We start from the raw sequence: 26,819 nt of genomic DNA, 5'->3' as shown, positions 1-26,819 counted from the left end.
CCGCAGGGCCGAGCCCTGACCCACGCACCCCAGGAGTTCACCGTCATGGCCACCACCCGCACCGCGAAGACCACCTGGCAGGGCTCCCTCGCCGAGGGCGCCGGCAGCGTGGAGCTGCAGTCCTCCGGCGTCGGCAGCTTCGACGTGTCCTGGCCCTCCCGCTCCGAGGAGGCCAACGGCAAGACCTCGCCCGAGGAGCTCATCGCTGCCGCGCACTCCTCCTGCTTCTCCATGGCGCTGTCGGCCGGGCTGTCCAAGGCCGGCACCCCGCCGACCACGCTGGAGACCAGCGCCGAGGTCGAGCTGACCGTCGGCACCGGCATCACGGGCATCAAGATCACCGTCCGCGGCACCGTGGAGGGCATCACCGAGGAGCAGTTCGTCGAGGCCGCCGAGGGCGCGAAGGCCAACTGCCCGGTCAGCAAGGCGCTGGCCGGCACCACCATCACGCTCGACGCCGCGCTGGCCTGAGCCGACCGCCGCACCGACCACGCACGAAGGGCCGGCCCCCTGGCAGATGCTGGGGGGCCGGCCCTTCGGCGTACGGCGCTGGGTGCCGGGTGCTGGGTGCCGGATCAGGCGTCGTCGGAGCCGCGGGGCTCCCTGGCCGCCAGCTCGGCGGCGGCCGCGGTCTCCTCGCGGTGCCACACCACGCGCTGGGCGAAGGGGATCTCGATGCCCTCGGCGTCGAAGCGGGCCTTGATGCGTTGGCGCAGCTCGCGGGCCACGGCCCAGTTCTGCAGCGGGGCGGTCTTGACCATGATCCGCAGGTCCACGGAGTCGGCGCCGAGGCCCTCGACACCGGTGACCTCCGGCTGCTCGATGAGCAGGTCGCGGAAGTCGTCGTCGTCCCACAGGGACTCGCCGACCTCGGCGAGGACCTTCTTGGCGTGCACGACGTCGGAGTCGTAGGCGATGCCGACGTCGATGACCGCGCGCGACCAGTTCTGCGACAGGTTGCCGACGCGCATGATCTCGCCGTTGGGGACGTACCAGACCGTGCCGTCCAGCGAGCGCAGCCGCGTCACGCGCAGCGACACCGCCTCGACGGTGCCGATGGCCTCGCCGACGTTGACGACGTCACCGACGCCGAACTGGTCCTCGAAGATCATGAAGATGCCGGAGAGGAAGTCCTTGACCAGCGACTGGGCGCCGAAGCCCAGCGCCAGGCCGACGATGCCGGCCGAGGCGATGATCGGGGCGATGTTCACGCCGATCTCGCTGAGCATCATCGTGCCGATGATGGCGATCAGCAGGCCGGTGACGATCGACTTCAGCAGGCTGCCCATCGTCTGGGCCCGCTGGACGCGACGTGCCTGGGTGATGGAGTCGCGCGCGGCGACCTCCTGCTCGGCCTTGGTGGAGCGGCCGCGCGAGAAGCGGGGCACCCGGGCGGGCAGCACGCCGTCCTCGGCGCTGTTGACGAGACGGTCGACGAGACGGTGGAGCACCCAGCGGACCACGAGCCCGATCAGGAGCAGCCCCAGCAGGGCGAGGGGGACCCCGATGAGGACGTCGGCCGCTCGGGCGAGTGACTCGTTGCCGGTCCAGTCCTGGACCTGCGTGCACCACCACTCGTCCGCCGTGCAGGTGTCGGCTAGGGAGAACATGCCGGCCAGTAAACCGGGGGAGCGGCGAGGAATCGAACCACCCCGAGCGTGGGTCCGGTGTCACGCCCGTCACGTTGCGCACCCGCGCCGGCGGACCGCGCGGAGGGATGAGCGCCGAGCCACTATCCTGGCGCGCGTGACCTCGCAGCTCGCCCCCACCGTCCGTCGTGCCCTGGCCGCGTTCCTCGCGCTGGGCGCCACCGTCCTGACCGCGGTCTCCCTCGCGGTGCTCACCGCGGCTCCCGCTGCGGCCGAGGTGCCGACCGGCTGGTCCGACCCGGACCCGGTCGACCCGGTGTTCGTGCTGCTGGTCGCCGTCGGTCTGCCGCTGCTCGGTGCGCTGGTGATCACCGCGATGGTCTACGGCCCGCCGCTGGCGCGTGGCGAGCGCGTCGCCCCCGGCGCCCCCGAGGTCGAGAACCAGTGGCTCGGCGGCCCCCGGAAGGCCACCGTCGAGCTGGCCGGGCCCGATGGCGAGGGCTCCCAGGCCGGAGGTGCCAGTGGCCGCTGGTGACCCCTTCACCGCCTCCGAGCGGGCCCAGCTCGACGCGACCATCCGGCGCGCCGAGCAGACCTGCCGCGCGGAGATCTCGGTCTTCGTCGGCAACGCCGAGGGCGAGGACCCCCGCGTCTTCGCCACCCAGCTGCACAACACCCTGGTCGCGCCCTCGCGCAGCATCCTGGTGATGGTCGACCCCACCCGCCGTCTGCTCGAGGTCGTCACCGGCGCCCACGTGCGCCGTCACCTCACCGACGCCGAGGTCGAGATCGCGGTGCTGCACATGCGCACCGACTTCGCCACCGGCGACCTCGCCGGCGGCCTGCGCCGCGGGATCGAGATGCTCGCCGAGCACGCCCGCCCCCCGCGCACCCTCCACTCCGGCGCCTGACCGCCGAGAAGTCACTCACGCACGGCCGAGCCGTCACTGGCGCACGGCCGAGAGGTCGCTGGCGCGCGGCCGAGAGGTCGCTGACGCACGCCCGTCGCCCGCCGCCGTACGACGAAGAGGTCACTCCCGCACGTCGACCGTGCGGGAGTGACCTCTCGAGCGTGCGTGAGTGACGCCTCGGCTACCGGGCGGCGTCGCAGGCCTGGGCAGCGAGCGCCCGCTGGGCGTCGGCCAGGCCCTCGCGGACGTAGCGCTGCGCCGGGACCGGGGCGTCGGTCGTGGCCAGCCACGACTCGACCTTCTCGACCAGCTCCGGCGAGGCCAGCGGGGTCGGGAAGATGTAGCCCAGGACCGTCGAGGCCCGGTGGGTGCCGAGGTGCTCCCAGGCCTGCTCGCCGGCGGTGAGGTACTTCTCGACGTACGGCGCCAGCAGCTCCTCCTGGCCGGTGCGCACGAACGAGAACACGATCGAGCGGGCGGTCTCGTTGGGCGTGGACTCGTCGAGGACCGCGAGCCTCCATGCCTCGGCCTTCGCGTCGGCGTCGGGCTGGGCGGCGCGGGCGGCGGCGGCGTGCTCCTGGCCGGAGATCGTCGAGTCCTGGGCCAGCTCATGCTCGATCCGGTCGCCGGCGCGGCCGGTGGCGGCGAGCGAGGTGACCAGCGACCAGCGCAGGTCCTGGTCGACGGCGAGGCCCTCGAGCTGCTCGGTGCCGTCGAGCAGCCCCTCGACGAACGACAGCGCCTGCTCGGAGCGGGCTGCCCCGGCGTAGGAGCGGACGAAGGTCAGCTGGTGGTCCGAGCCGGCCTCGGCGGCCAGGGCCAGCTCGCGCAGGCCCTCCTCCCAACGGGTCTGCAGCGCCTCGCGCCGAGCCGGGTCGGAGTAGAGGTTGACCGCGGTGGCGGCGGTCGCGGGGATCCGCGAGACGCCCCAGGCGTCGGTCTCCTGGCCGATGTTGGCCAGCACCAGCTCGGCGTAGTCGGTGGCCGGCATCTCGGCGTCGCGGGTCATGTCCCAGGCCGCACCCCAGACCAGCGCGCGGGCCAGGGAGTCGTCGAGCTTCGAGAGCCCCTCGATCGCGGTGGCCCGCGAGCGCTCGTCGAGACGGATCTTGGCGTAGGCCAGGTCGTTGTCGTTGAGCAGCAGCAGGTCGGGCTGCTGCTCGCCCACGAGCTCGGTGATCTCGGTCAGCTCGCCCTCGACGTCGGTCTCGACGTAGCGGGTGCGCACGAGCGAGCCGCTGTCGTCGTAGGAGTAGCAGCCGATGCCGATGCGGTGGCGACGCAGGGTGGGCCAGTCCGGGTGGGCGGTCTGGCGGACCGCGACGCGGGAGTAGGCGCCGTCGGCGTCCAGCTCGATCTCGGGGGAGAGCGTGTTGACGCCCGCGGTCTGCAGCCACTCCTGGGCCCAGCCGGTGAGCTCGCGGCCCGAGGCCTTCTCGAGGGCGGCCAGCAGGTCCTTGAACTCGCTGTTGCCGAACGCGAAGTCCTTGAAGTACTGCCGCAGGCCGGCGATGAAGTCCTCGATGCCGACCCAGGCCACCAGCTGCTTGAGCACCGAGGCGCCCTTGGCGTAGGTGATCATGTCGAAGTTGACCTCGACCGCGTGCAGGTCGTGGTTGTCGGCGGCGATCGGGTGGGTCGACGGCATCTGGTCCTGGCGGTAGCCGGTCTGCTTGCGCGCGTTGGCGAAGCCGGTCCAGGCGTCGTCGTACTCCGTGGCCTCGACCTCGGCGTGGTAGCAGGCCCACTCGGCGAAGGACTCGTTGAGCCACAGGTCGTCCCACCACTTCATGGTCACCAGGTCGCCGAACCACATGTGCGCCATCTCGTGCAGGATCACCGAGGCGCGGAACTCGTAGAACGAGCGCGGCTGGCGGGACCGGGGGAGGTACTCGTCGCGCAGCGTCACGGCGCCGGCGTTCTCCATCGCGCCCATGTTGTACTCCGGCACGTAGAGCTGGTCGTACTTGCCGAACGGGTAGGGGAAGTCGAAGAGCTCCTCGAAGAACTCGAAGCCCTGCTTGGTGAGCCGGACGATCTCCTCGCGGTCGCGCTCGAGGTACTCCACCAGCGACTGGCGGCAGAAGTGGCCCAGCGGGATGGTGCCGTGCTTGCCCTCGTAGACGTCCTGGACCTCGTGGTACTCGCCGGCCACCAGGGCGGTGATGTAGGTCGACATCCGCTCGGTGGGCTCGAAGGCCCACTGCGCCTTGCCGTCCCCGAGCGGCGTCGGCTCGGGGGTGGGGGCGTTGGAGACGACCTTCCAGTCCTCCGGCGCGGTGACGGTGAAGCGGAAGACCGACTTCAGGTCGGGCTGCTCGAAGGTGGTGAAGACGCGGCGGGCGTCGGGCACCTCGAACTGGCTGTACAGGTAGACGCGCCCGTCGACCGGGTCGACGAACCGGTGCAGGCCCTCGCCGGTGTGCGAGTAGGCGCAGTCGGCGCGGACGACCAGCGTGTTCTCGGCGGCCAGGCCGGTCAGGGTGATCCGGCTGTCGGCGTACGCCGTGGCGGGGTCGATCGACTCGCCGTTCAGCGTGATCTCGTGGACGACGGCGCCGACGAGGTCGGCGAAGGTCTCGGCACCGGGCTCGGTGCAGGAGAACTCCAGGGTCGTGGTGGACGCGAAGGTCTTCTCGCCCGTCGTGAGGTCCAGGTCGATGGAGTACGACGTGACGTCCAGGAGGGCGGCGCGGGTGGCGGCCTCGTCCCGGGTGAGGTTGGTTCCAGGCATGGCGCCGATCATGTCACCGCCTGTCGAGCCCTTTCCCGCGGGTGCGTGCGAGAGTCCAGCGAGCGTCGGTGGGAGCCCGGCGTGGGACCGAGGTCCCGTGGCTGACGGGACCATCGGGACTGGTGTGACCAATGTGAAAATTTGGTCACGGTCGGCGTGTCGGTGCTTGACATGCGGTTTACTCACGCCTCGTGACCAGGATTCGTGGCCTGATCGGCGTGTCGCTCGCGGCTTTTCTCGTAGCCGTGGGCTTACCCTTCGCGCCCCCGGCCGCGGCGGAGCAGGTCGCGCTGTGCGACGGCTACGCCGGTTGCGCGGACAAGGGCTACGGCAACCGTGGCTACCGCGCCAACAACGACCGCATGTGGTGGCGGATGTACACCGGCCACAACTGCACGAACTACGTCGCCTACCGCATGGTCCAGAGCGGCATGTCGTCCGAGCGTCCCTGGGAGGGCAGCGGCAACGCGTCCAACTGGGGGCACGCGATGTCCCGCATCACCGACGACACCCCCATGGTCGGCTCGGTGGCCTGGTGGGACAGCCACCAGGGCTACGCCGGGTCCAACGGCCACGTCGCCTACGTCGAGAAGGTCGTCTCCAAGCGCGAGATCATCGTGTCGGAGGACTTCTGGGGCGGCGACTTCCACTGGCGCCGCATCACCAAGGGCGACCGCTACTGGCCCAACGGGTTCATCCACTTCAACGACCGCGAGGTCGAGGCCACCGAGCAGCCGACGATCACCGGCGACGCCGCGGTCGGCGAGACCCTGCGCGCCACGACGGGCAGCTGGACGCCGTCGGCCAGCCAGCAGCTGCAGTGGTACGCCGCCGGCAAGCCGATCCCGGGTGCCACCGAGGCCACGTTCACCCCGACGCCCGCGCAGCGCAAGACGCGTCTGAGCGTCGTCGTCACCGCCCGCAGCAAGGGCTACGTCGACGGCACCGCCTCCACCCCGCGCAGCCGCAAGGTGCAGCCGGGCACGCTGGTCGCCGCGGCGGCCCCCGCCCTGGAGGGCACGGCCCGGGTCGCCGAGACGCTCACGACCAGCCGCGGTGACTTCGAGCCCGCCGCCGACTCCACCACCGTGCAGTGGTTCGCCGACGGTGAGCCGATCGAGGGCGCCACCGGCAACCGCCTCAAGCTCACGCCCGGCCTGATGGATGCGCGCATCACCTCGCAGGTCACCGCGGTGCGCGAGGGCTACCACGACCTCGTGGTCACCTCGCCGGCCACCGAGCGGGTCGCACCGGGCCGCATCGTGCTCGACGAGCCCTGGAAGCTCGGGGGCGAGCCTGCGCGCGGCGAGCGGCTCACCGTCGACCCCGGCACCGTCGTCACGCCCGAGGACGCCGAGGTCACCTACACCTGGCTGCGCGACGGCAAGCCGGTCGACGGGCGAGACGGGCTGCGCTACCGCTTGGGCACCGCCGACGTGGGCCGTCTCGTGGCGGTCCGGGTCGAGGTCAGCCGTCGCGGCTACGCCACGCAGACCCAGGTGCTCGAGGCGGCGCACCGCACGACGACGACGTCGCGCACCACCGCCGAGGCCCGCATCAAGGTCGTGGACAAGGGCACCCGTCGCAAGCCGGACGTGCGCCGGCACGTCGTGCTCGACCTGCTGGTCGAGGCCCGTGGCGTCGACGGCCCTGCCGGTCCGGTGGTGGTCAAGGTCGACGGTCGCGAGGTCGAGGCCCGCGTCGAGCAGGGGACCGGGAAGGTCAAGCTGCGCAACGTGGAGCCCGGCAAGCACCGCATCCGCGTGGTCTACCTGGGCACCGAGGTCATCGGGCGCTCCCGCGACGTGCTGAAGGTCCGGGTGCCGAAGGACGCGCCGGCCGAGGAGAGCGGCAAGGAATAGGACCGCGGTCCGGTTCTGTTCGTGCCTGCATGGACAAGGCTGACTTCTGGTTCGACCCGCTCTGCCCGTTCGCCTGGATCACCTCGCGGTGGATCCTGGAGGTGGCGGAGGTCCGCGACATCGAGGTGGCCTGGCACCAGATGTCCCTGGCCTACCTCAACGAGGACAAGGACATCCCCGACGACTACCGCGCGATGCTGGCCGACGCGTGGGGCCCGGTCCGGGTCGTGCGCGCCGCCATCGAGGAGCGCGGCGACGAGGTGACCCTCCCGCTTTACACCGCCATCGGCACCCGCACCCACACCGACGGTCGCGGCGCGACCAAGGAGGTCGTGGCCGAGGCGCTGGCCGAGGTGGACCTGCCCGCCTCGCTGCTCGACGCCTGGGACGACTCGTCCTACGACGACGCAATCAAGAAGTCCCACCACGCCGGCATGGACCAGGTCGGCGACGAGGTGGGCACCCCCACCATCGCCGTCAACGGCACCGCCTTCTTCGGCCCGGTGCTCACCTCCATCCCGCGCGGTGAGGAGGCCGGGAGGCTCTGGGACGGTGCGGTGCTGCTCGCCGGTTACCCGCACTTCTTCGAGCTCAAGCGGTCGCGCACGGCGGAGCTCGACTTCAGCTGACGTCGCACCGGTGCGGCGTCCGTGCCGCACGATCAGGGCGGCTCAGAGGTCGAGGGCCGCCCGGTGCTCGGGCAGCGCGGCCACCCGCAACTCGATGAGCACGGCCTCGACGCGCTCGCGCACGCGCCGGTGGTCCTCGCCCCAGTGGGCGATGTCGGCCAGGGCGTCGCGGACCACCTGCGCGGTGCTGGGCTGACGCAGGACCAGCCGCGGCGTCCCGTCGTCGTCGAGCCGCACCGGCCAGATCGCCGGCGTGGTGAGCATCCGGCGCAGGAGGTCGTGCAGCTGGTCGAGGACCTGCACGGCCGTGGTCGGGTCGTTGACCCCGGGCGACAGGGCTCGCTCGGCCACGTCGACCAACCGGCGTACGCCGTAGCCCAGGTCCTGCTCCATGCTCCGGTCCGAGACGAGCGCGACCCGGCACAGCAGGTCGTCGGGGTCGGCCGGGACATCGGCCGGGTCGCCGTGGACCGCGAGCAGCGGGCTGCCCTCCACCACGAAGCCCCCGATCGGCACCAGCACCTCGACCCGCACCTCGGCGGCGCGGGCGGCCCGGACCAGGGGCACCACGTCGATGCGGTCGAGGTACCCGCTGCGCGGAGCCGCGATCACGTGGGGACCGGGGAGGTCGGGCAGCTCCGGCCGCTCGTGCGGCCAGCCGGAGTGCTGTCCCTCGACGAGGAGCGTGCGACAGTCCTGCGCGGTGCGCTGGAGGATGCTGGCGACCCCCACCGAGGTCGTGATGCGGTGGATGAAGGCCAGGAACATCGCCACCGCGACCAGCACCAGCAGGTAGGCCAGCGTGATCGCCAGCTGCGGGACCCCGTCCTGGCTGTCGACGCCCTCCTCGACGCGACCGTCGACCGAGCGCAGCACGGTCAGGGCGTACACGAACGACGCCGCGAAGGCGCCCAGGGTGTGCTGGGTCAGGCGGTCCTCGAGGAAGGTGCGCAGCACGCGGGGGGAGTACTGGCTCGAGGCGAGCTGCAGCACCACCATCGTGATCGAGAAGACCAGGCCGGTCACCGAGATCATCGCGCCGGCGATGGTCGACAGCACGGTGCGCGCTCCGTCGACGCCTCCCGGGAACAGCAGCGGCACCCGGTCGACGAGCCAGGTGAGCTCGACGTAGGGCAGCAGCAGGCCGAGCCCCACGACCACGAGGCACCAGGCGGCCGGGACCACCCAGAACGGCCGGAGGACCGCCGCGAGCCGGCGCGCGGGACGCGAGGCGCGCCAGCCGCCGAGGCTGGAGACGGCCGAGACCGGGAGGGGTATGACGGTGGGCTGCATGCCCCGACCCTGCCGCACCCGACCGGGTGGGGCACTCACCCGCGTCGGTCGACACCTGTGACCGGTGTGACGCATGATGGAGATGATGTCTCGGCGTCCGTCCCTTCCCCCTGTCCACCGTCGCCGCCTCCTCGGCGGCGCGGCCGTCGTCGGTGCCGCCGTGACGGTGCCGCTCGCCGCCCGTGCCTCGGCGGTCCGCTCCGACTCGGGCCGCTTGCCGGCTGACGAGGTCCCGCTCGACGCGCCCCGCTCGGCCACGCGCGGCTCCGACACCACCTGGCGCACCGGCCCGATGGCGACCGAGGACTTCGCCCTCGTCGGCCTGACCTGGCGTGCCGGTGCGAACGATCCGCGGCGGGTGCGGGTGCGGACCCGACGTGCCGGGTCGTGGTCGGCCTGGCGCACCCTGCCCCTGTTGGAGGACGGTCCCGACCCGACGAGCGCCGAGGGCAGGGCCGCCCGTCGCGGCACCCAGCCGCTCTGGGTCGGCTCCGCCGACGGCGCTCGTCGACCCCGGCCGGGACACCGCGGCCGCGGCCCGCGCCGGTGCGGACCCGGGGGACGAGCCGACCGACGAGCCCACGTCGAAGGCCAAGGTCCGCGCGCCGCAGCCCGACCTGCGCAGCCGCAAGGACTGGGGTGCCGACGAGTCCTGGCGCGACGGCAAGCCGGTGCTGTGCCGCACCATCCAGCAGGTGCACGTGCACCACACGGCCTCGGGCAACGACTACTCACGCCGGGACGTGCCGGCCCTGATCCGCTCGTTCTACCGCTACCACACGCGCTCGCTGGGCTGGTCCGACATCGGCTACAACTTCCTCGTCGACCGCTTCGGCCGCACCTGGGTAGGGCGCGCCGGCGGGCCGAGCCGCCCGATCCGTGGTGCGCACACGCTCGGCTTCAACCACACCTCGGTCGGCGTCGCCGTGATCGGCAACTACGAGTCCGCTGCCGCCGTGGACCGCATCGTGACCGCGATCGTGCGCCTGGCGGCCTGGAAGCTCGACCGCTACGACCGCAAGCCGCGGGGGAAGACCCGCGTCTACAGCCACGGCTCGGACAAGTACCCCAAGGGCTGGGTGCGGCTGAAGGTCATCGACGGGCACCGCGACACCAACGACACCGCCTGCCCCGGGGACCGGCTCTACGCTCGGCTGCCCGAGATCCGCAAGCGCACGCACTGGCACGTGAAGCGCTGGAGCTGAGCCGGCCGGTCCGCGTTGCCCGCGACCGCTCAGCTGCTGGCTGCTGCCGCCCCGCCCGCCACCGCGGCGGCGCCCGCGGCGGCGGTGATCGCCGCGACGGCGTCGCGGACGGCCTTGGCCGCCCAGTCACCGTCGTCCATCTGCTCGACCAGGCGCTTGCCGCGCTTGCGCACCTCGCCGCCCGACAGCCCTTCCCGGTCCACGACCTTGTGCGCCAGGTCCACCGCCGACAGCAGCGCCACCAGCGCCATCGTCCGGGTGTCCGGGGTGAGGCCGCGCACCAGGAGGTCACCGAGCCGGCGGCGTACCTGCTGCTCGTGGGCGAGGTCCTCCGCCGGCCACCGCGTGGTCGGGAAGATCCCCAGCACCCGGTGCTCCTCGCGTCGCACCAGCCCGCGCTCGACCAGCCGCTCGGTGACGTCGTCCTTGAGCGGCTTGCCGATGCGGTTGACGAGGTCCTGGGCCGAGCGCGGCTTGGCCGCCACCTCGTCGTACGCCGCCGCCAGCAGCGCGTCCGAGGGCCGGGCCCCGTCCACGGGGTGCACCTTCGCGGTGTGCCACACGCCGCGCTTCTCCTCGACCTCCGCGGCGCCGGTGAGCGCGAGGTCGGCGAGCACCGCACCGCCCAGCAGCGGGCGCAGGTGGGTCTGCCGCACGGCGCCGGTCTCGTCGTCGAGCAGCAGGAGCATGAGGTCCTCGGCGAGCAGCAGGTCCATGCCCCGACCCTGCCCGATGACCACCGGCTCATAAACCGGTCGTGGGGATCCTTAGGATCGGGGCCATGAGCAGAGTGCTGTCCGCCGTCGCCTGGCCGTACGCCAACGGGCCCCGCCACATCGGCCACGTCGCCGGTTTCGGAGTGCCCTCCGACGTCTTCAGCCGCTACATGCGGATGGCCGGCCACGAGGTGCTCATGGTCTCCGGCACCGACGAGCACGGCACCCCGATCCTCGTCACCGCCGACAAGGAGGGGAAGACCGCGCGCGAGCTCGCCGACGACAGCAACCGCGTCATCGTCGAGGACCTCCAGGGCCTCGGGCTCTCCTACGACCTGTTCACCCGCACCACGACGGGCAACCACTACGGCGTGGTGCAGGAGATGTTCTCGACCTGCCTGCGCAACGGCTACATGGTCGAGCAGACCTCGCTGTCGGCGATCAGCCCGTCGACCGGCCGCACCCTGCCCGACCGCTACATCGAGGGCACTTGCCCGATCTGCAAGTACGCCGACGCGCGCGGCGACCAGTGCGACAACTGCGGCAACCAGCTGGACCCGACCGACCTGCTCGAGCCGCGCTCGAAGATCAACGGGGAGACCCCGCAGTTCGTCGAGACCCAGCACTGGTTCCTCGACCTGCCGGCCGTGGCCGACGCGCTGGGGGAGTGGCTGGACGGCCGCGAGGCCTCGGGCACGTGGCGTCCCAACGTCATCAAGTTCTCCCAGAACATCCTCGAGGAGATCCGTCCGCGCGCCATGACGCGCGACATCGACTGGGGCATCCCGGTGCCGGGCTGGGAGGACCAGCCCAACAAGCGGCTCTACGTCTGGTTCGACGCCGTCATCGGGTACCTCTCGGCCTCGATCGAGTGGGCCCGTCGACTCGGCGAGCCCGAGAAGTGGCGCGAGTGGTGGAACGACGCCGACGCCGAGGCGTTCTACTTCATGGGCAAGGACAACATCGTCTTCCACTCCCAGATCTGGCCCGCCGAGCTCCTGGCGCACAACGGCCAGGGCGAGCGGGGCGGGGAGCCGGGCGCCTTCGGGGTGCTCAACCTGCCCACCGAGGTCGTCTCGAGCGAGTTCCTCACCTTCGGCGACGCCCAGTTCTCCACCAGCCGCGGGCACGTGATCTACGTGCGTGACATGCTCGAGCGCTACGGCCCGGACCCGCTGCGCTACTTCATCTGCGCCGCCGGCCCGGAGACCTCCGACGCCGCCTTCACCTGGGCCGACTTCGTCACCCGCAACAACTCCGAGCTGGTCGCCGGATGGGGCAACCTGGTCAACCGCACCGCCACGATGGTCGCCAAGAACTTCGGCGAGGTGCCCGCGGCCGGCCCGCTGGAGGAGGTCGACGAGACCGTGCTCGCCACCGTCCGAGGCGGCTTCGAGTCGGTCGGCTCGCTCATCGAGCGGCACCGGCTGCGGGCCGCGATCGCCGAGGCGATGCGGGTCGTCGGCGAGGTGAACAAGTACCTCACGGTCACCGAGCCCTACAAGATGAAGGACGAGTCCCAGCGCGAGCGGCTGGCCACGGTCCTGCACGTGGCGCTGCAGTGCGTGAGCGACTGCAACACCCTGCTCGCGCCGTTCCTCCCGCACGCCGCCAACAAGGTGCACGCCGTCCTCGGCGGCGAGGGCGAGAAGTTCCCGATGCCGGTCATCGAGCAGGTCGACGAGCTCGAGCCCGACAACGGCGCCGGCCTGACGACGTACCCCGTCATCACCGGCGACTACTCCGCCACCCCGGCCTGGGAGTCCCGCCCCATCGTCGTCGGCACCCCCATTGCCAAGCCGACCCCGGTCTTCACCAAGCTCGACCCGTCGGTGGTGGAGGAGGAGCTCGCCCGTCTCGACGCCTGACCGCCTCGACGCCTGACCGCCGAGAGGTCGCTCGCGCACGGCCGAAGGGTCGCTCGCGCACGCCTTCCGGCGACCCCTCGGATAGTTTCTGCCCATGGCCGCTGAGATGTACCTCCCGCGCTTCTTCATCAAGCAGAAGTTCGCGATGACGACCAACCGCTACGAGATCTACGCGGCGAACCCGGACGGGACCGAGGGCCAGCTGATGGCCGTGGCGCAGCAGAAGCGACTGGCGTTCAAGGAGGAGGTCACCTTCTACACCGACGACTCCAAGACCCGTCCGGTCTTCTCCTTCAAGGCGCGCAAGAAGCTCGACCTCAACGCCGGCTACGACATCTACGACGAGCAGCGGCGCCAGATCGGCTTCTTCCGCAAGGACTTCGGCGCCAGCCTGCTGCGCTCGACCTACCACGTGGAGGGCCCCGGCTTCGCCGGCACCGGACAGGAGCGCAGCCAGGGCGTGGCCCTCCTGCGCCGCTTCATGGACCTGCCCTTCCTCACCATCCACTTCGACTTCACCTCCACCGAAGGCACCCCGCTGATGAGCTCGGAGCGGCAGTTCAAGCTGCGCGACCGCTACACGATCGACGTCCCCGACCAGCGCGTGGACTTCCGGGTCGCCGCTGCCATCGGCGTGGGGCTCGACGCGCTGATGCAGCGCTGAGGAGGGGGAGCACGGTGCTGCACCCGCAGGCCCGGCGGGCGGTCGAGGTCGCCGCCGGCGAGCCGAAGGTCTTCGACGAGAGCTTCGACATCGAGGCCTCGCGTCGTGCTGCCCGCGCGGAGGCCGCCGCGCACCCGCGCGTCTCCGTGGCCGAGGTCCGCGATCTCGACGCCGGGGGAGTGCCGTGCCGGCTCTACCGCCCTGACGGCGCGGCACCGGGCGTGGTCGTGCACCTGCACGGGGGCGGCTTCGTCTTCCACGACGTCGACGTCCACGACAACCTCGCCCGCTTGCTCGCCGTGCGCTCGGGCCGAGCCGTGCTCAGCGTCGACTACCGCCGTCCGCCCGAGCACCGCTTCCCCGCCGCCCCCGACGACGTCGACACCGTGCTGGCCTGGCTGGCTGACCACGCCGGGAACGAGGGGCTGGCCGGCCCGGTGGGCCTGCACGGCGACTCTGCCGGCGGCAACCTCGCCCTCGTCGGCGCACTGCGCAACCCCGGCCGGGTGCAGGCACTCGCGTTGGTCTACCCGTTCCTCGACCCCACCGCCGGCTTCGACTCCTACCGCACCGCCGCCGACGGCTTCGACCCCCGCGAGGCCGCCTGGTACTGGCAGCAGTACGCCGCTTCGCCCGACGACCTGCGCGACCCCGACCTCGCCCCGCTGCTCAGCGAGCGGCTGCACACGCTGCCGCCGACCCTGGTCACGACGGCCGAGCACGACCCCCTGCGCGACGAGGGGGAGGCGCTGGCGGTGCGGCTGGCCGAGGCCGGCGTCACCGTGACCGCCACCCGCTACCTCGGGCAGGTCCACGGGTTCTACCGCCACCCCGACCAGTTCGACGCCGCCGAGCCGATGCTCGCCGCCGTGGCGGGCTTCCTGGCGGCGTACCTGCGCTGAGGGGCCGCCGGGACGGCGAGCAGCCCCGGGACGCCCGCTCGGGCGGTCGACGTCACACCGCCACCGGTGCGATGGCCTCGGCGCGGTTCTGCCAGGATGCGGGCCATGCGTGTCCACCTGGGTTCCGACCACGCCGGCCTCGACCTGAAGAACCACCTCGTCGCGTGGCTCTCCGAGCACGGCTACGAGCCGGTCGACCACGGGCCGTTCGTCTACGACGCGCTCGACGACTACCCGGTCTTCTGCCTGCGTGCGGCCGAGGGAGTGGCGAAGGCCCGCGCGGCCGGCGGCGACGACCTGGGCGTCGTGATCGGCGGTTCCGGCAATGGCGAGCAGATGGCCGCCAACAAGGTCGAGGGCATCCGCTGCGCCCTGGTGTGGAGCGAGGACACCGCGAAGCTGGCCCGCGAGCACAACGACGCCCAGATGGTCTCCGTCGGGGGCCGCATGCACTCCCTGGAGGACATGACCCGCTTCGTCGAGCTCTTCCTCGCCGAGCCCTTCAGCGGCGACGAGCGCCACGTGCGCCGCATCGGCCAGCTCGACCACTACGACCGCACCCGCGAGCTGCCGCCGCTGCCGGAGTCCGCGATCGGGCTCGGCCCGGACGCCTGACCCGTGCCCGAGGGGCACACCCTCCACCGGCTCGCCGGTGAGCTGAGCGCGACCTTCGCGGGCCGCGCGGTGCGCGTCACCAGCCCCCAGGGACGCTTCGCGGAGTCGGCGGCGCTGGTCGACGGCTCGGTCGTGACCGGCGCCGAGGCCTGGGGCAAGCACCTGTTCGTCGCCTTCGAGGGCGGCCGGTTCGTGCACGTCCACCTCGGGCTCTACGGCACCTTCCTCGTGCACCCCGTGGTCGAGGAGGTCCCCGGGCCCGTCGGGCAGGTGCGGATGCGGCTCGAGGCCGGAGCGCCCGGCGCTGCGTCGTACGCCGACCTGCGCGGCGCCACGACCTGCGCGCTGCTCACCGGGGCCGAGCGTGCGGCGGTGGTCGCGCGGCAAGGCCCCGACCCGTTGCGCGCCGACGCCGAGCCCGACCTGGCCTGGGAGCGGATCCGCCGGAGCCGCGCGCCGATCGGCGGCCTGCTGATGGACCAGTCGGTGCTCGCGGGGGTGGGCAACGTCTACCGCGCGGAAGTGCTCTTCCGGCACCGGCTGGACCCGATGCGGCCCGGCCGCACCCTGCGGGTGTCGCAGTGGCAGGCGATCTGGACCGACCTGGTGGAGCTCATGCGCGAGGGTGTGCGCACCGGGCGGATCGACACCGTGCGACCCAAGCACACCCCTGAGGCCATGGGCCGCCCGCCGCGCCGCGACGACCACGGCGGCGAGGTCTACGTCTACCGACGAGACCAGCGGCCCTGCCACGTCTGCGGCGCGACCGTGCGCACCGCCGAGCTCCAGGGGCGCAACCTGTTCTGGTGCCCGCGCTGCCAGCCGCGGTTCCGCTCCCGGGCAGCCTCGTGAGCCCTAAGATGTCGGCACCCCAGCCAGGGTGCAGCCCGGGCCAGCCCGGAAGGACGCACAGATGAGCCGCTACAGCACACCGGGGCGGTTCCGCGAGCACCGCACGGTGCTGGTGCTCGGGATCCTCGCCGCTCTGGTCGTCGTCGGCGTCGCCCTGGCTCCCCGGTTCACGCCGTTCTCGTCGCTGATGATCGCGCTGCTGCTCGGCAGCATCGTGCTCAACCCCCGCCAGCTCCCGTGGTTCGTGGTGTGGGTGCTGGGCATGCTCACGATCGCCCTGACACTCCAGGAGACGATCACGATCCGCACCGCCGGAGCCGCCGCGGTGCAGTTCGTGATGTGCGTGATCGTGCTCGCCACCGCCTTCCGGCGCTCGCGCCTCGGGGTCGCGGGCTTCACCGGCGAGTCGATGTTCGTCGACCTGCGCGATCGGCTCCTGCGGCAGGGCCGGATGCCCAGGCTCCCCGAGGGGTGGCACGTCGAGTCCGAGCTCCGCTCGGCCTCGGGCACGCGCTTCGCCGGCGACTTCGTCGTGGCGACCTACCTCGAGGACGACGAGCGTCTGGAGCTGGTCGTGGTGGACGTGTCCGGCAAGGGCGACCAGGCCGGCACCCGGGCGCTGCAGCTCTCGGGAGCCTTCGGCGGCCTGCTCGGCTCGGTGGGTCCGGAGATGTTCCTCGCCTCGGCCAACGACTACCTGCTGCGCCAGGACTGGGCGGAGGGGTTCGCCACCGCCGTGCACCTCTCGCTGCTCCTCGACACGGGGGAGTACGAGGTCCGTTCCGCCGGGCACCCGCCCGCCGTCCTCCGCGCGGCCGGGTCGGGCCGCTGGTCGGTGCTGGACTCCACCGGTGCGGTCCTCGGCCTGCTGCCGGCCGCCGAGTTCACCACCGCCCGCGGGAGGCTCGAGCGCGGCGACTCGCTGCTGCTCTACACCGACGGCATGGTCGAGGAGCCGCGCCGTGACCTCGAGATGGGCCTGGACCGACTGCTGGGCGAGGCCGAGAAGCTGCTGTGCGGCGGTGTCGACGGCTCCGCCGCACGACTGGTGGAGCAGCTCGGCTCCCGCGACGACGACCGCGCCGTCGTGGTGGTGCACCGCCGCTGAGCGGGGCAGGGGCCGCGGCCGGAGCCGTGCGGGGGGCGGCGCCCCGTTTGGGGTGCGGGCGCGGGCCTGTGGCAGGATTCCAGGGTCGCGGATGTAGCTCAATGGTAGAGCCCCAGTCTTCCAAACTGGCTACGCGGGTTCGATTCCCGTCATCCGCTCCAAGGGGCTCCGCAGGGTCGTGACCGCGGTCGGGTGGTGCCCGCTTGGCGGGGCGTAGCGTAGTGGCTAGCGCGCCTGCTTTGGGAGCAGGAGATCGCAGGTTCGAGTCCTGTCGCCCCGACAGCCTCACCCGTGAGTCCCGCACGACCCAGCACGCCCAGCAGCACGCACCACCAGCCAGCAGCACCGAAGCAGCACCCGCACGATCCACCGATCCCCTAGGAGAAACCTGTGAAGAGCGCCGTCGAGACCTTGAGCCCGACCCGGGCCAAGCTGACCGTCGAGGTGCCCTTCGAGGAGCTCAAGCCGAGCCTCGACGCGGCGTACAAGGCCATCGCCCAGCAGATCAACATCCCCGGCTTCCGCCGCGGCAAGGTCCCGCCGATGGTCATCGACAAGCAGGTCGGCCGTGGCGCCGTCCTCGACCAGGCAATCAACGACGTGCTCCCCAAGAAGTACGTCGAGGCGCTGCAGGCCAACGAGCTCGAGCCGCTGGCCCAGCCCGAGGTCGAGGTGACCCGTCTCGAGGACAACGACGTGCTGGAGTTCACCGCCGAGGTGGACGTCAAGCCGACCATCGAGCTCCCGACCTACGACGGCCTCGAGGCCTCGGTCGAGGACATCGAGATCAGCGACGAGGACGTCGAGGAGCAGGTCACCGCGCTGCGCCAGCGCTTCGGCACCCTGACCGACGTCGAGCGCCCGGCCGAGGACGGTGACTTCGTCGTCCTCGACCTCAAGGCGATGCAGGACGGCGAGGTGCTCGAGGGCGCCGAGATCACCGGCACCTCCTACCAGGTCGGCCGCGGCGGCATGATCGACGGCCTCGACGAGGCCCTGGTCGGCATGTCGGCCGGCGAGGAGAAGACCTTCTCCAGCCAGCTGGTGGGCGGCGACCTCGTCGGCCAGGACGTCGAGGTCCAGGTCAAGGTCTCCCAGGTCCAGGAGCAGGAGCTGCCCGAGCTCGACGACGAGTTCGCCCAGCTCGCCTCCGAGTTCGACACCGCCGACGAGCTCGTGGCCGACGTCCGCGTGCGTCTCGGCAACGGCAAGCGCCTCGAGCAGGCCGCCGCCGCGCGCGACGCCGTCCTGGAGGCCCTGCTGGAGAAGGTCAGCATCCCGCTGCCCGAGACCCTGGTCACCGAGGAACTCAACGCCCGCCGCCAGAACATCGAGCAGCAGCTCGCGATGGCCGGCATCACCATGGCGAAGTACCTCGAGGACGAGGGCCAGACCCAGGAGGAGTTCGAGGCCGACCTCGACCGCCGGGTCCGCGACGCCGTCGCCGCGCAGTTCCTGCTCGACGAGATCGCGAAGAAGGAGGAGCTCGGCGTCGACCAGCAGGAGCTCTCCCAGCACCTGGTGCGCCGTGCCCAGCAGTCCGGCCAGGACCCGCAGTCCTTCGCCAACCACATGTTCGAGCACAACCACATCCCCGACCTCGTGCAGGAGATCCTGCGCGGCAAGGCCCTCGCGACCATCGTCGAGTCGGCCACGGTCAAGGACGCCTCCGGGAACGTCGTGGAGCTCAAGGGCCTGCAGCCCGACGGCACCATCGCTGACGTCTCCGACGAGGAGCCGGCCGCCGAGGCCGAGGAGGAGAAGGCCGAGGCCTGATCCCCACCCGTCGTACCCCGCGGCCCGTCCGGAGACTCCTCCGGGCGGGCCGAGGTGTATCCGGGGACGTGCCTCACACGCGACATGAGTGCACATATGTGCACTCAGGCGGTACGCTGCCGCGGTGACCACCGCACCCGGCCCCACCGTGCTCGACGCCGCCTCGCTGCTGTGCGAGGTGGCCGACGAGCTCGTCGTCCGCACCGTCCGCGACACCCACACCGCCTGGGTCGACCGCATCTACGGCGTCGGCCGCCTGGCCACCCGGGCACAGTCGCCGTCGTTCGGCGAGCGGGCGCACCGGGGCATCGCCTCGGCCGTCTACGCCGGGGTGGGCGGCGGCCTGCGGCTCGCCTCGACCGGGTTGGACCTCGTGGCCGCCACGGGCCGGGGCCCTCACCTGGAGAGCACCCCCGAGGGTCGTTTCGTCTCTTCGGCCGTCAACGGCCTGATCGGGGACCGGCTGCTGCGGGAGCGCCCGCAGATGGCGATCCCGATGGCCGTGCGCCACGCCGGCGCGGACGTCGACCCCACGCCGGCGGGTCTCGGCGCGGCCTTCCCGGAGGCCTCGGGGCGGCTGGTCGTCTTCCTGCACGGCCTGTGCGAGAACGAGTCCTACTGGCAGCGTCACCGCGACCGCACCGGCACGACGTACGCCGAGGAGCTGGCCGCGCGCGGGTGGACGCCCCTCATGCTGCGCGCCAACACCGGCCTGCGCCTGCGCGAGAACGGCGCGGCCCTCACCGGGCTGATGCAGCAGGTCGTCGAGGCCTGGCCGGTCCCGGTCGAGCGGATCGCGCTGGTGGGCCACTCCATGGGTGGTCTGGTCATCCGTGCGGCCGGTGCGGTGACCGCCGACGTCGAGGAGCCGTGGAGCTCGAAGGTCTCCGACGTGGTCACGCTCGGCACGCCGCACCTGGGCGCACCGATCGCCTGGGGCATCGGCCACGGCAGCCGGGGGCTCGGCGTGCTCCCCGAGACCGCCGCCTTCGGACGGCTGCTCGACTGGCGCTCCGCCGGGGTCCACGACCTCGTGGCCGGGCTCACCGAGGACGTCCCGCCCCTGCCGCACGCGCGCTACCGGCTGGTCGCCGCCACACTCACCGAGTCCCAACGGCACCCGGTCGGCCACCTGGTGGGGGACCTGCTGGTGCGACCGGGCTCGGCGTACGGGCGCGACCGCCGCGGGCGCAGCCTCTTCCCGGACGCCGACGTGCTCCACGTCGGGCGCACCGACCACTTCGGCCTGCTCAACCACCCGCAGGTGCACACGGCGCTGCTGGAGTGGCTGGCCTGAAATCCGCTGTCGGCGAACAGCCCCCGATTGTCCGTGGAACTGTCCGCGGCACGGGCTAGGGTCCTTGACGTGAACCCGAACTCCGCATCCGCTGCCCGCGGCGCCGAGCACCTCCCGATGATGGGTGGTGGCGCAGGTCTGGGCGTCCTCGACGACCACATCTACCAGCGACTGCTGCGCGAGCGCATCGTGTTCCTCGGCTCCGAGGTGCGCGACCAGAACGCCAATGCGATCTGCGCCCAGCTGCTGCTCCTCTCGGCGGAGGACCCCGAGGCCGACATCTTCCTCCACATCAACAGCCCCGGTGGCTCGGTCGACGCCGGCATGGCGATCTACGACACGATGAACTACATCCCCAACGACGTGGCGACGGTCGGCATGGGCCTGGCCGCCTCGATGGGGCAGTTCCTGCTGTGCGCCGGCACCAAGGGCAAGCGCTACGCCCTGCCGCACGCGCGGATCATGATGCACCAGCCCTCCTCGGGCATGGGTGGCTCCGCCTCCGACATCAAGATCCAGGCCCAGCAGTCGCTGCACATCAAGAAGGTGCTCCTGGACCTGATCTCCGAGCACACCGGCCAGCCGATCGAGCAGGTCGTCGCCGACGCCGACCGCGACCGCTGGTTCACCGCCGACCAGGCGCTCGAGTACGGCCTGGTCGACAAGGTCATCCGCAGCGCCCGCGAGGCCGCCGACGAGGGCCGCCCGGCCCACTCCAAGTGACGAGAGGCCCGAGATGAACTACTACATCCCCCAGTGGGAGGAGCGGACGTCCTACGGCATCCGCCGGATCGACCCCTACGCGAAGCTCTTCGAGGAGCGCATCATCTACCTCGGGACGCCGATCTCCGACGACGTCGCGAACGCCGTGATCGCCCAGCTGCTGTGCCTGCAGTCGATGAACCCCGACCAGGAGATCAGCATCTACATCAACAGCCCCGGTGGCTCCTTCACCGCGCTGACCGCGATCTACGACACGATCAACTTCATCAAGCCCGACGTGCGCACCGTGTGCCTGGGTCAGGCGGCCTCGGCCGCGGCGATCCTGCTCGCGGCCGGCACGCCCGGCAAGCGGATGGGCCTGCCCAACAGCCGCGTGCTGATCCACCAGCCCTACACCGAGGGCACCTTCGGCCAGACCTCCGACATCGAGATCCAGGCCAACGAGATCATCCGGATGCGCGAGCTGCTGGAGAAGATGATCAGCGACCACACCGGCAAGCCGGTCGAGGAGGTCAGCCGCGACATCGAGCGCGACAAGATCCTCACCGCCACCCAGGCCGTCGAGTACGGCCTGATCGACTCGGTGCTGGAGTCCCTCAAGACCCCGGCACTGGCCTAAGAACCTTCCGCCTCGGGCCGATCGGACGACGAGGACCCCGTGTCATCCGCCCCAGCGGGGGCGGGCGAGGGGTACCGTCAGATGGTCGGCCCGAGCGGCGGACCGGTCCAGCACGACCCGCGCCCTGACGGGCGCACGACCGAGCACCACCACAGCAACACCAGCACTCGACCCGGCGCACCTGGCCGGGCGGCACAGGGAGGATGACCGCATGGCACGGATCGGTGACGGCGGTGACCTGCTGAAGTGTTCCTTCTGCGGCAAGTCGCAGAAGCAGGTCAAGAAGCTCATCGCGGGCCCCGGTGTCTACATCTGCGACGAGTGCATCGACCTGTGCAACGAGATCATCGAGGAGGAGCTGAGCGAGGGCGCCGAGGTCAGCCTCGACGAGCTCCCCAAGCCCCGCGAGATCTTCGAGTTCCTCAACTCCTACGTCATCGGCCAGGAGCAGGCGAAGAAGTCGCTGGCCGTCGCGGTCTACAACCACTACAAGCGCGTCCAGGCGGGGCTGCAGCCGGTCAGCGGCAAGCACTCCAAAGACGAGCAGGTCGAGGTCGCGAAGTCCAACATCCTGGTCATCGGTCCGACCGGCTGCGGCAAGACCTACCTCGCCCAGACGCTGGCGCGGATGCTCAACGTCCCCTTCGCCATCGCCGACGCCACGGCGTTGACCGAGGCCGGCTACGTCGGCGAGGACGTCGAGAACATCCTGCTCAAGCTGATCCAGGCTGCCGACTACGACGTCAAGAAGGCCGAGACCGGCATCATCTACATCGACGAGATCGACAAGGTGGCCCGCAAGGCGGAGAACCCCTCGATCACCCGCGACGTCTCCGGTGAGGGCGTCCAGCAGGCGCTGCTGAAGATCATCGAGGGCACCACCGCCTCGGTGCCGCCCCAGGGCGGACGCAAGCACCCGCACCAGGAGTTCATCCAGATCGACACCACCAACATCCTCTTCGTGGTGGGCGGTGCCTTCGCCGGGCTCGAGCACATCATCGAGCAGCGTGTCGGCAAGAAGACCCTCGGCTTCACCGCCGAGGTCAAGGGTGAGGCCGAGCGCAGCGAGGCCGACCTGCTGGCCCTGGTCCGCCCCGAGGACCTCACCAAGTTCGGCCTGATCCCCGAGTTCATCGGACGACTCCCGCTCATCGCGAGCGTCTCCAAGCTCGACCGCCCTGCGCTGGTGCAGATCCTCACCGAGCCGCGCAACGCGCTGGTCAAGCAGTACCAGAAGCTCTTCGACCTCGACGGCGTCGAGCTGGTCTTCACCGACGACGCGGTCGACGCCATCGCCGACAAGGCCATGGAGCGTGGCACCGGTGCGCGCGGTCTGCGCGCCATCATCGAGGAGGTCCTCCTCCAGGTGATGTACGACGTGCCCTCGCGCGGCGACGTGGCGAAGGTGGTCGTTACAGGTGCGGTCGTGGCCGGCGAGGAGGCCCCCGAGCTCGTCCTGCGCGAGTCGGAGACCAAGAAGCGCAAGTCCGCCTGATCTCCTCGCCCACGCAGCGAGCAGCCCACGCGCGAACAGCTGGACAGGTAGTCCGAACGGACTACCTGTCTAGTCATCTCGGGCTGTCTAGCCCGGTCGATTGCGATCGGGAGGCCCGGTCGCGCGAGAATCGGGGCCGACACACTCGGGACGTGGAGGAGCGCCAGGCATGGAGGAGAAGCCGCTGAGGCTGCTCTCCGAGCTGCGCTCGCCCCAGCACCGCCCGGCGATGGCGGCCTTCGCGCTCGTCGCGGTGGCGTGCGCCGTGGTGATCGCGACGAGCATCCGGTTCGGCCCGGCCGGCGGACTGGTCCCCCCGGTCCCGAGCCTCCTCGCTGACCTGACGATCGGGCTGGTGACCGAGCCCGAGCCCCCGGCGCGGGTCGTGCAGGCGGGAGCTGCGATCGAGCCCGAGGAGTCGGAGCCAGCACCCTCCCCGTCCGCGGAGCCCACGACGTCGCTGCCGTCGGTCTCTCCGCCGACGTCCAGCGCCCAGGGACAGGGCGTCGGCACGGACCGCTCACCCGGCCAGGCCAAGGGCAGCGGCAAGGACAAGGGTCCCGGCAAGGGCAAGGGCAAGGGCAAGGGCAAGGGCCCCGGCAAGACCAAGGGCAACGGCGGGACCAAGGGCAACGGCGGGACCAAGGGCAACGGCGGCGGGAGCCCCGGCGGCCACGGGTCCACCGCGCCCGGCGGCGGTCAGGGGAACGGCAAGGCCAAGGGGCACGGCAAGGCCAAGGGGCAGAGCTCGTCCCCGAGCAGCGGCAAGGCTACGAGCTCCGGCAAGGCCAAGGGCCCCGGTAAGGCCAAGGGTCACAGCAAGAGCAACGGCCCTGGTAAGTCGAAGAGCCCGGGCAAGTCCAAGGGACACGGCAAGGCGAAGGGCCACTCCAGGCACTGAGCCGGACCACGGAGCCGGATCACGGTGGGTTCGGCGCACCAGGCGTACCGAACACTCCGTGATCTCGCTGGACGACCTGTCTGGGCGGACCCGACAGGTCCGCCCAGCGTCGTACGTCGTCAGTCGGGCTGGACGGCCAGCTCGGCGTCGACCGAGAGCTCGCTGCCCCCACCGGGGGTGAAGACGAGGTCGCCGGTGATGCGGCCACTGCGGCGCAGGTCGCCGGCAGCCTTCTCGGCCGCCCGGACGATCGCCTCCGGGCCGGTCACCTCGACGCGTGCCAGCTCGGCGCGCATACTCACCTTGGCCTGCGACTTCGCGCCGCGAATGCCGATCAGCGCCGCGGCGACCGCCTCCAGGACCGAGGGGTCGGCCGCGGCCGCCGAGCCGAGGTCGAGCTCGGTGGGCCACGAGGCGTGGTGGATCGAGCCCTCCTGCCACCACGACCAGACCTCCTCGGTCACGTACGGAAGGAACGGCGCGAGCAGCCGCAGCTGGACCTCGAGCGCGATCGCCAGGGCGGCCTTCGCCGAGGCGGTGGCCTCGCCGCCGTCCTCGTCGTACGCGCGCTCCTTGACCAGCTCGAGGTAGTCGTCGCAGAACTCCCAGAAGAACTTCTCGGTGGTCTCCAGGGCGGTGGTGTAGTCGTAGGCCTCGAACGCCTCGGTGGCGCGGCGCACGACCAGGGCCAGACGACCCAGCAAGGCGCAGTCGACCGGCTCGGAGACGGCGAAGGCGTCGGTCCTGGTGGCACCGACGTTGCCGAGGACGAACTTGGAGGCGTTGAGCACCTTCATCGCCAGACGACGCCCGACCTTCATCTGGGTCTCGTCGAAGGGGGAGTCCAGGCCCGGGCGAGCCATGGCGGCCCGCCAGCGGACGGCGTCGGCGCCGAACTTGTCGAGGATCTCGGTCGGGACGACGACGTTGCCCTTGGACTTCGACATCTTCTTGCGGTCCGGGTCGAGGATCCAGCCCGAGAGCATGGCGTGGCTCCACGGGACCCGGCCGTGCTCGAAGTGGGCGCGCACCACGCGGCTGAACAGCCAGGTACGGATGATGTCGTGACCCTGGGTGCACAGGTCCATCGGGAAGACCCGCTCGAAGAGGTCCTGGTCGTCCTCCCAGCCGCCGGCGATCTGCGGCGTCAGCGACGAGGTCGCCCAGGTGTCCATGACGTCGGGGTCGCCGATGAAGCCGCCCGGCTTGCCGCGCTGCGCCTCGTCGTAGCCCTGCGGGGCGTCGGTCGACGGGTCGACGGGCAGCTGCTCCTCGCGGGGGAGCAGCGGGTGGTCGTAGTCGGGCTCGCCCTCGGCGTCGAGGGGGTACCAGACGGGGAAGGGGATGCCGAAGAAGCGCTGACGCGAGATCAGCCAGTCGCCGTTGAGGCCGCTGACCCAGTTCTCGTAGCGGTGCTGCATGTGCGAGGGGAGCCAGGTGATCCGGTTGCCCTCCTCCACGAGCTCGCCGCGCAGGTCGGCGTCGCGGCCACCGTTGCGGACGTACCACTGCCGCGTCGCCACGATCTCCAGCGGCTTGTCGCCCTTCTCGAAGAAGTTCGCCATGCGCTGGGTGGGCTTGGGCTCGCCGTCGAGGTCGCCGGTCTCGCGCAGCATGGCGACCATCTCCTCGCGGGCCGAGAAGACGGTCTTGCCGGCCAGGCGCTGGTAGGCCTCGTCGGCGGCGGCGAGCCAGTCGGGGGTCTCGCGGGACAGGCGGCCGTCTCGGCCGATGACGGTGCGCACGGGCAGCTGGAGCTCGCGCCACCAGGTGACGTCGGTGAGGTCACCGAAGGTGCAGCACATGGCGATGCCGGCGCCCTTGTCCATCTCCGCGGCAGGGTGCGCCACGACGGGCACCTCCACGCCGAAGACCGGCGAGGTGACGGTGGTGCCGAACAGCGGCTGGTACCGCTCGTCGTCGGGGTGGGCGATGAGTGCCACGACCGACGGGATCAGCTCGGGACGGGTCGTCTCGATGTGGATCGGGGTGCCGTCCGGGCGGTGGTAGGCCACGCGGTGGTAGGCGCCGGCGTACTCGCGCGCCTCGAGCTCGGCCTGGGCCACGGCGGTCTGGAAGGTGACGTCCCAGAGGGTCGGCGCCTCCTGGAGGTAGGCCTCGCCGCGGGCGAAGTTGCGCAGGAACGCCCGCTGGCTGACCGTCTGGGCCTTCTTGCCGATGGTCGTGTAGTGCTGCTTCCAGTCCACCGAGAGGCCCAGCGTGCGCCACAGCTGCTCGAAGACCTGCTCGTCCTGCTCGACGAGCTCCTCGCACAGGGCGATGAAGTTCGGTCGGCTGATCGGGACCTGCTTCTTGGGGTCCGGCTTGGCCGGCGGGGTGAAATCGGGGTCGTAGGGCAGCGAGGGGTCGCAGCGCACGCCGTAGTAGTTCTGCACGCGCCGCTCGGTCGGCAGGCCGTTGTCGTCCCAGCCCATCGGGTAGAACACGGACTTGCCGCGCATCCGCTGGAAGCGGGCGACGAGGTCGGTGTGGGTGTAGGAGAAGACGTGCCCGACGTGCAGGCTGCCGCTCACGGTCGGCGGCGGGGTGTCGATCGAGTAGACGTTCTCGCGCGGCTGGGAGCGGTCGAAGGCGTAGGTGTCCTGCTCCTTCCACCGCTGCGACCAGGTGGCCTCGAGGCCCTCCAGTGCAGGCTTGTCCGGTACGACGACGGCACGCTCGGGCGCGCTCGTCGGTTCGGTGGCCTGCTGCGGGGTCTCGGTCATGCGGAGAATCCTATGAGCCGCCCCTGTGGCTGCCGAAACCAGTTCGACACACGGCTGTCGCGTACCCGCTGGTCGACGTGCGAGCGCAGCCTCCGGTGGTCGAGGTGCGAGGAACGCCAGCGACGAGCCTCGAGACCCACGACCCCGCCGGTCGAGGTGCGAGCGCAGCGAGCCTCGAGACCCATGGTCCTGGCACAGGTCACGGTCCGGTCACGATGCCCCGGGCCCTGCTGAAGAAGGGCTCTGAGCGTCTCGGAATGTCGGCGGTCCCTGGAAGAGTCAGCTCATGGAAGGGCTCGGGCAGCACCAGGTCGACCGCGGTGTCGCGGTCATC

Annotated in this window: 22 protein-coding genes, 2 tRNA genes and 1 pseudogene; 20 read left to right on the top strand and 5 right to left on the bottom strand. The window is 71.4% G+C overall.

Going from position 1 to position 26,819, the window contains the following annotated elements; genetic code table 11:
• Positions 1–45: 45 nt before the first annotated feature.
• Entirely contained in the window at positions 46–471 is a 426-nt protein-coding gene (locus tag A6R01_RS04515) for an OsmC family peroxiredoxin (protein WP_292603989.1), read from the top strand.
• A gap of 104 nt (positions 472–575) precedes the next feature.
• On the opposite strand, the gene A6R01_RS04510 is transcribed toward A6R01_RS04515, so the two are convergent.
• On the bottom strand, positions 576–1,610 hold the full coding sequence (locus tag A6R01_RS04510) for a mechanosensitive ion channel family protein (RefSeq protein ID WP_292603988.1): 1,035 nt from the start codon (positions 1,608–1,610) through the stop codon (positions 576–578).
• Positions 1,611–1,746: 136 nt separating this feature from the next.
• Between A6R01_RS04510 and A6R01_RS04505 the strand changes: the two genes are divergently transcribed.
• Together A6R01_RS04505 and A6R01_RS04500 are read left to right on the top strand one after the other, a co-directional pair.
• On the top strand, positions 1,747–2,124 hold the full coding sequence (locus A6R01_RS04505; RefSeq protein WP_292603987.1) for a hypothetical protein: 378 nt from the start codon (positions 1,747–1,749) through the stop codon (positions 2,122–2,124).
• The gene (locus tag A6R01_RS04500) at positions 2,111–2,500 is read left to right on the top strand and encodes a TPM domain-containing protein (RefSeq protein WP_292603986.1); all 390 of its coding nucleotides are present in this window, start codon (positions 2,111–2,113) and stop codon (positions 2,498–2,500) included. The genes A6R01_RS04505 and A6R01_RS04500 overlap by 14 nt, the downstream gene beginning before the upstream one ends.
• A 181-nt stretch (positions 2,501–2,681) precedes the next feature.
• Here the strand turns inward: A6R01_RS04500 and pepN are convergent, their stop codons facing one another.
• Positions 2,682–5,234: an aminopeptidase N gene (gene pepN / locus A6R01_RS04495; protein WP_292603985.1), complete on the bottom strand. Its 2,553-nt coding sequence runs from the start codon at positions 5,232–5,234 to the stop codon at positions 2,682–2,684.
• 245 nt (positions 5,235–5,479) lie between these two features.
• Between pepN and A6R01_RS04490 the strand changes: the two genes are divergently transcribed.
• Both A6R01_RS04490 and A6R01_RS04485 read left to right on the top strand, forming a co-directional pair.
• Positions 5,480–7,096, top strand: a complete 1,617-nt coding sequence (locus A6R01_RS04490; protein WP_292603984.1) for a CHAP domain-containing protein — start codon at positions 5,480–5,482, stop codon at positions 7,094–7,096.
• A 29-nt stretch (positions 7,097–7,125) separates the two neighbouring features.
• Positions 7,126–7,725 carry a DsbA family protein gene (locus A6R01_RS04485; RefSeq protein ID WP_292603983.1) on the top strand — a complete coding sequence of 200 codons (600 nt, stop codon included), beginning with the start codon at positions 7,126–7,128 and terminating at the stop codon, positions 7,723–7,725.
• 42 nt (positions 7,726–7,767) lie between these two features.
• Here the strand turns inward: A6R01_RS04485 and A6R01_RS04480 are convergent, their stop codons facing one another.
• Positions 7,768–9,018: a DUF2254 domain-containing protein gene (locus A6R01_RS04480; RefSeq protein ID WP_292603982.1), complete on the bottom strand. Its 1,251-nt coding sequence runs from the start codon at positions 9,016–9,018 to the stop codon at positions 7,768–7,770.
• 377 nt (positions 9,019–9,395) lie between these two features.
• Here A6R01_RS04480 and A6R01_RS04475 point away from each other — a divergent pair, with 377 nt between their 5' ends.
• Complete coding sequence (locus A6R01_RS04475) at positions 9,396–10,223, top strand: N-acetylmuramoyl-L-alanine amidase (protein WP_292603981.1); 828 nt, start codon at positions 9,396–9,398, stop codon at positions 10,221–10,223.
• Positions 10,224–10,252: 29 nt separating this feature from the next.
• Here the strand turns inward: A6R01_RS04475 and A6R01_RS04470 are convergent, their stop codons facing one another.
• Entirely contained in the window at positions 10,253–10,939 is a 687-nt protein-coding gene (locus A6R01_RS04470; RefSeq protein WP_292603980.1) for a GPP34 family phosphoprotein, read from the bottom strand.
• Positions 10,940–11,004: 65 nt separating this feature from the next.
• On the opposite strand from A6R01_RS04470, the gene metG reads away from it, so the two are divergent.
• From metG to A6R01_RS04400, 14 genes and pseudogenes are all read left to right on the top strand, one after another.
• Entirely contained in the window at positions 11,005–12,807 is a 1,803-nt protein-coding gene (gene metG, locus A6R01_RS04465; protein WP_292603979.1) for a methionine--tRNA ligase, read from the top strand.
• A 94-nt stretch (positions 12,808–12,901) separates the two neighbouring features.
• The gene (locus A6R01_RS04460; protein ID WP_292603978.1) at positions 12,902–13,471 is read left to right on the top strand and encodes a hypothetical protein; all 570 of its coding nucleotides are present in this window, start codon (positions 12,902–12,904) and stop codon (positions 13,469–13,471) included.
• 14 nt (positions 13,472–13,485) lie between these two features.
• Positions 13,486–14,373, top strand: coding sequence for an alpha/beta hydrolase (locus tag A6R01_RS04455; RefSeq protein ID WP_292603976.1), 888 nt, complete (start codon positions 13,486–13,488; stop codon positions 14,371–14,373).
• 105 nt (positions 14,374–14,478) lie between these two features.
• Complete coding sequence (locus A6R01_RS04450) at positions 14,479–14,988, top strand: ribose-5-phosphate isomerase (RefSeq protein ID WP_179531678.1); 510 nt, start codon at positions 14,479–14,481, stop codon at positions 14,986–14,988.
• 3 nt (positions 14,989–14,991) lie between these two features.
• Positions 14,992–15,840, top strand: coding sequence for a DNA-formamidopyrimidine glycosylase family protein (locus A6R01_RS04445; RefSeq protein WP_292603974.1), 849 nt, complete (start codon positions 14,992–14,994; stop codon positions 15,838–15,840).
• A 61-nt stretch (positions 15,841–15,901) separates the two neighbouring features.
• Entirely contained in the window at positions 15,902–16,948 is a 1,047-nt protein-coding gene (locus A6R01_RS04440) for a PP2C family protein-serine/threonine phosphatase (RefSeq protein ID WP_292603972.1), read from the top strand.
• Positions 16,949–17,035: 87 nt separating this feature from the next.
• A tRNA-Gly gene (locus A6R01_RS04435) sits at positions 17,036–17,109 on the top strand.
• 46 nt (positions 17,110–17,155) lie between these two features.
• A tRNA-Pro gene (locus A6R01_RS04430) sits at positions 17,156–17,228 on the top strand.
• Between the two features lie 110 nt (positions 17,229–17,338).
• A complete protein-coding gene (gene tig, locus A6R01_RS04425) occupies positions 17,339–18,724 on the top strand; it encodes a trigger factor (protein ID WP_292603970.1) in 1,386 nt (461 codons plus the stop codon).
• Between the two features lie 124 nt (positions 18,725–18,848).
• Positions 18,849–20,021: a hypothetical protein gene (locus A6R01_RS04420; RefSeq protein ID WP_292603968.1), complete on the top strand. Its 1,173-nt coding sequence runs from the start codon at positions 18,849–18,851 to the stop codon at positions 20,019–20,021.
• Positions 20,022–20,141: 120 nt separating this feature from the next.
• Positions 20,142–20,744: an ATP-dependent Clp protease proteolytic subunit gene (locus tag A6R01_RS04415; RefSeq protein WP_292604029.1), complete on the top strand. Its 603-nt coding sequence runs from the start codon at positions 20,142–20,144 to the stop codon at positions 20,742–20,744.
• Positions 20,745–20,754: 10 nt separating this feature from the next.
• Positions 20,755–21,363 (top strand): annotated as a pseudogene (locus A6R01_RS04410) (ATP-dependent Clp protease proteolytic subunit); the annotation flags it as partial.
• Positions 21,364–21,574: 211 nt separating this feature from the next.
• Positions 21,575–22,858, top strand: coding sequence for an ATP-dependent Clp protease ATP-binding subunit ClpX (gene clpX, locus A6R01_RS04405; protein WP_292603966.1), 1,284 nt, complete (start codon positions 21,575–21,577; stop codon positions 22,856–22,858).
• A 169-nt stretch (positions 22,859–23,027) separates the two neighbouring features.
• Positions 23,028–23,759, top strand: a complete 732-nt coding sequence (locus A6R01_RS04400) for a hypothetical protein (protein WP_292603964.1) — start codon at positions 23,028–23,030, stop codon at positions 23,757–23,759.
• A gap of 119 nt (positions 23,760–23,878) precedes the next feature.
• On the opposite strand, the gene valS is transcribed toward A6R01_RS04400, so the two are convergent.
• Positions 23,879–26,485, bottom strand: coding sequence for a valine--tRNA ligase (gene valS / locus A6R01_RS04395; RefSeq protein WP_292603962.1), 2,607 nt, complete (start codon positions 26,483–26,485; stop codon positions 23,879–23,881).
• Between the last annotated feature and the right edge of the window lie 334 nt (positions 26,486–26,819).

It is taken from the genome of Nocardioides sp. REDSEA-S30_B4, from assembly GCF_001627265.1.
GTDB lineage: Bacteria > Actinomycetota > Actinomycetes > Propionibacteriales > Nocardioidaceae > Nocardioides.
The sequence above is the reverse complement of the archived record's forward strand: the minus strand, read 5'-3'. Positions and strand labels throughout refer to the sequence as shown.

Excerpts from the sequence above, each read along its gene's own strand:
- A6R01_RS04515 (WP_292603989.1), top strand. The coding sequence starts at position 46 with ATGGCCACCACCCGCACCGCGAAGACCACCTGGCAGGGCTCCCTCGCC.
- A6R01_RS04510 (WP_292603988.1), bottom strand. The coding sequence starts at position 1,610 with ATGTTCTCCCTAGCCGACACCTGCACGGCGGACGAGTGGTGGTGCACG.
- pepN (WP_292603985.1), bottom strand. The coding sequence starts at position 5,234 with ATGCCTGGAACCAACCTCACCCGGGACGAGGCCGCCACCCGCGCCGCC.
- A6R01_RS04485 (WP_292603983.1), top strand. The coding sequence starts at position 7,126 with ATGGACAAGGCTGACTTCTGGTTCGACCCGCTCTGCCCGTTCGCCTGG.
- A6R01_RS04480 (WP_292603982.1), bottom strand. The coding sequence starts at position 9,018 with ATGCAGCCCACCGTCATACCCCTCCCGGTCTCGGCCGTCTCCAGCCTC.
- A6R01_RS04470 (WP_292603980.1), bottom strand. The coding sequence starts at position 10,939 with ATGGACCTGCTGCTCGCCGAGGACCTCATGCTCCTGCTGCTCGACGAC.
- metG (WP_292603979.1), top strand. The coding sequence starts at position 11,005 with ATGAGCAGAGTGCTGTCCGCCGTCGCCTGGCCGTACGCCAACGGGCCC.
- A6R01_RS04460 (WP_292603978.1), top strand. The coding sequence starts at position 12,902 with ATGGCCGCTGAGATGTACCTCCCGCGCTTCTTCATCAAGCAGAAGTTC.
- A6R01_RS04450 (WP_179531678.1), top strand. The coding sequence starts at position 14,479 with ATGCGTGTCCACCTGGGTTCCGACCACGCCGGCCTCGACCTGAAGAAC.
- A6R01_RS04440 (WP_292603972.1), top strand. The coding sequence starts at position 15,902 with ATGAGCCGCTACAGCACACCGGGGCGGTTCCGCGAGCACCGCACGGTG.
- A6R01_RS04415 (WP_292604029.1), top strand. The coding sequence starts at position 20,142 with ATGGGTGGTGGCGCAGGTCTGGGCGTCCTCGACGACCACATCTACCAG.
- clpX (WP_292603966.1), top strand. The coding sequence starts at position 21,575 with ATGGCACGGATCGGTGACGGCGGTGACCTGCTGAAGTGTTCCTTCTGC.
- A6R01_RS04400 (WP_292603964.1), top strand. The coding sequence starts at position 23,028 with ATGGAGGAGAAGCCGCTGAGGCTGCTCTCCGAGCTGCGCTCGCCCCAG.
- valS (WP_292603962.1), bottom strand. The coding sequence starts at position 26,485 with ATGACCGAGACCCCGCAGCAGGCCACCGAACCGACGAGCGCGCCCGAG.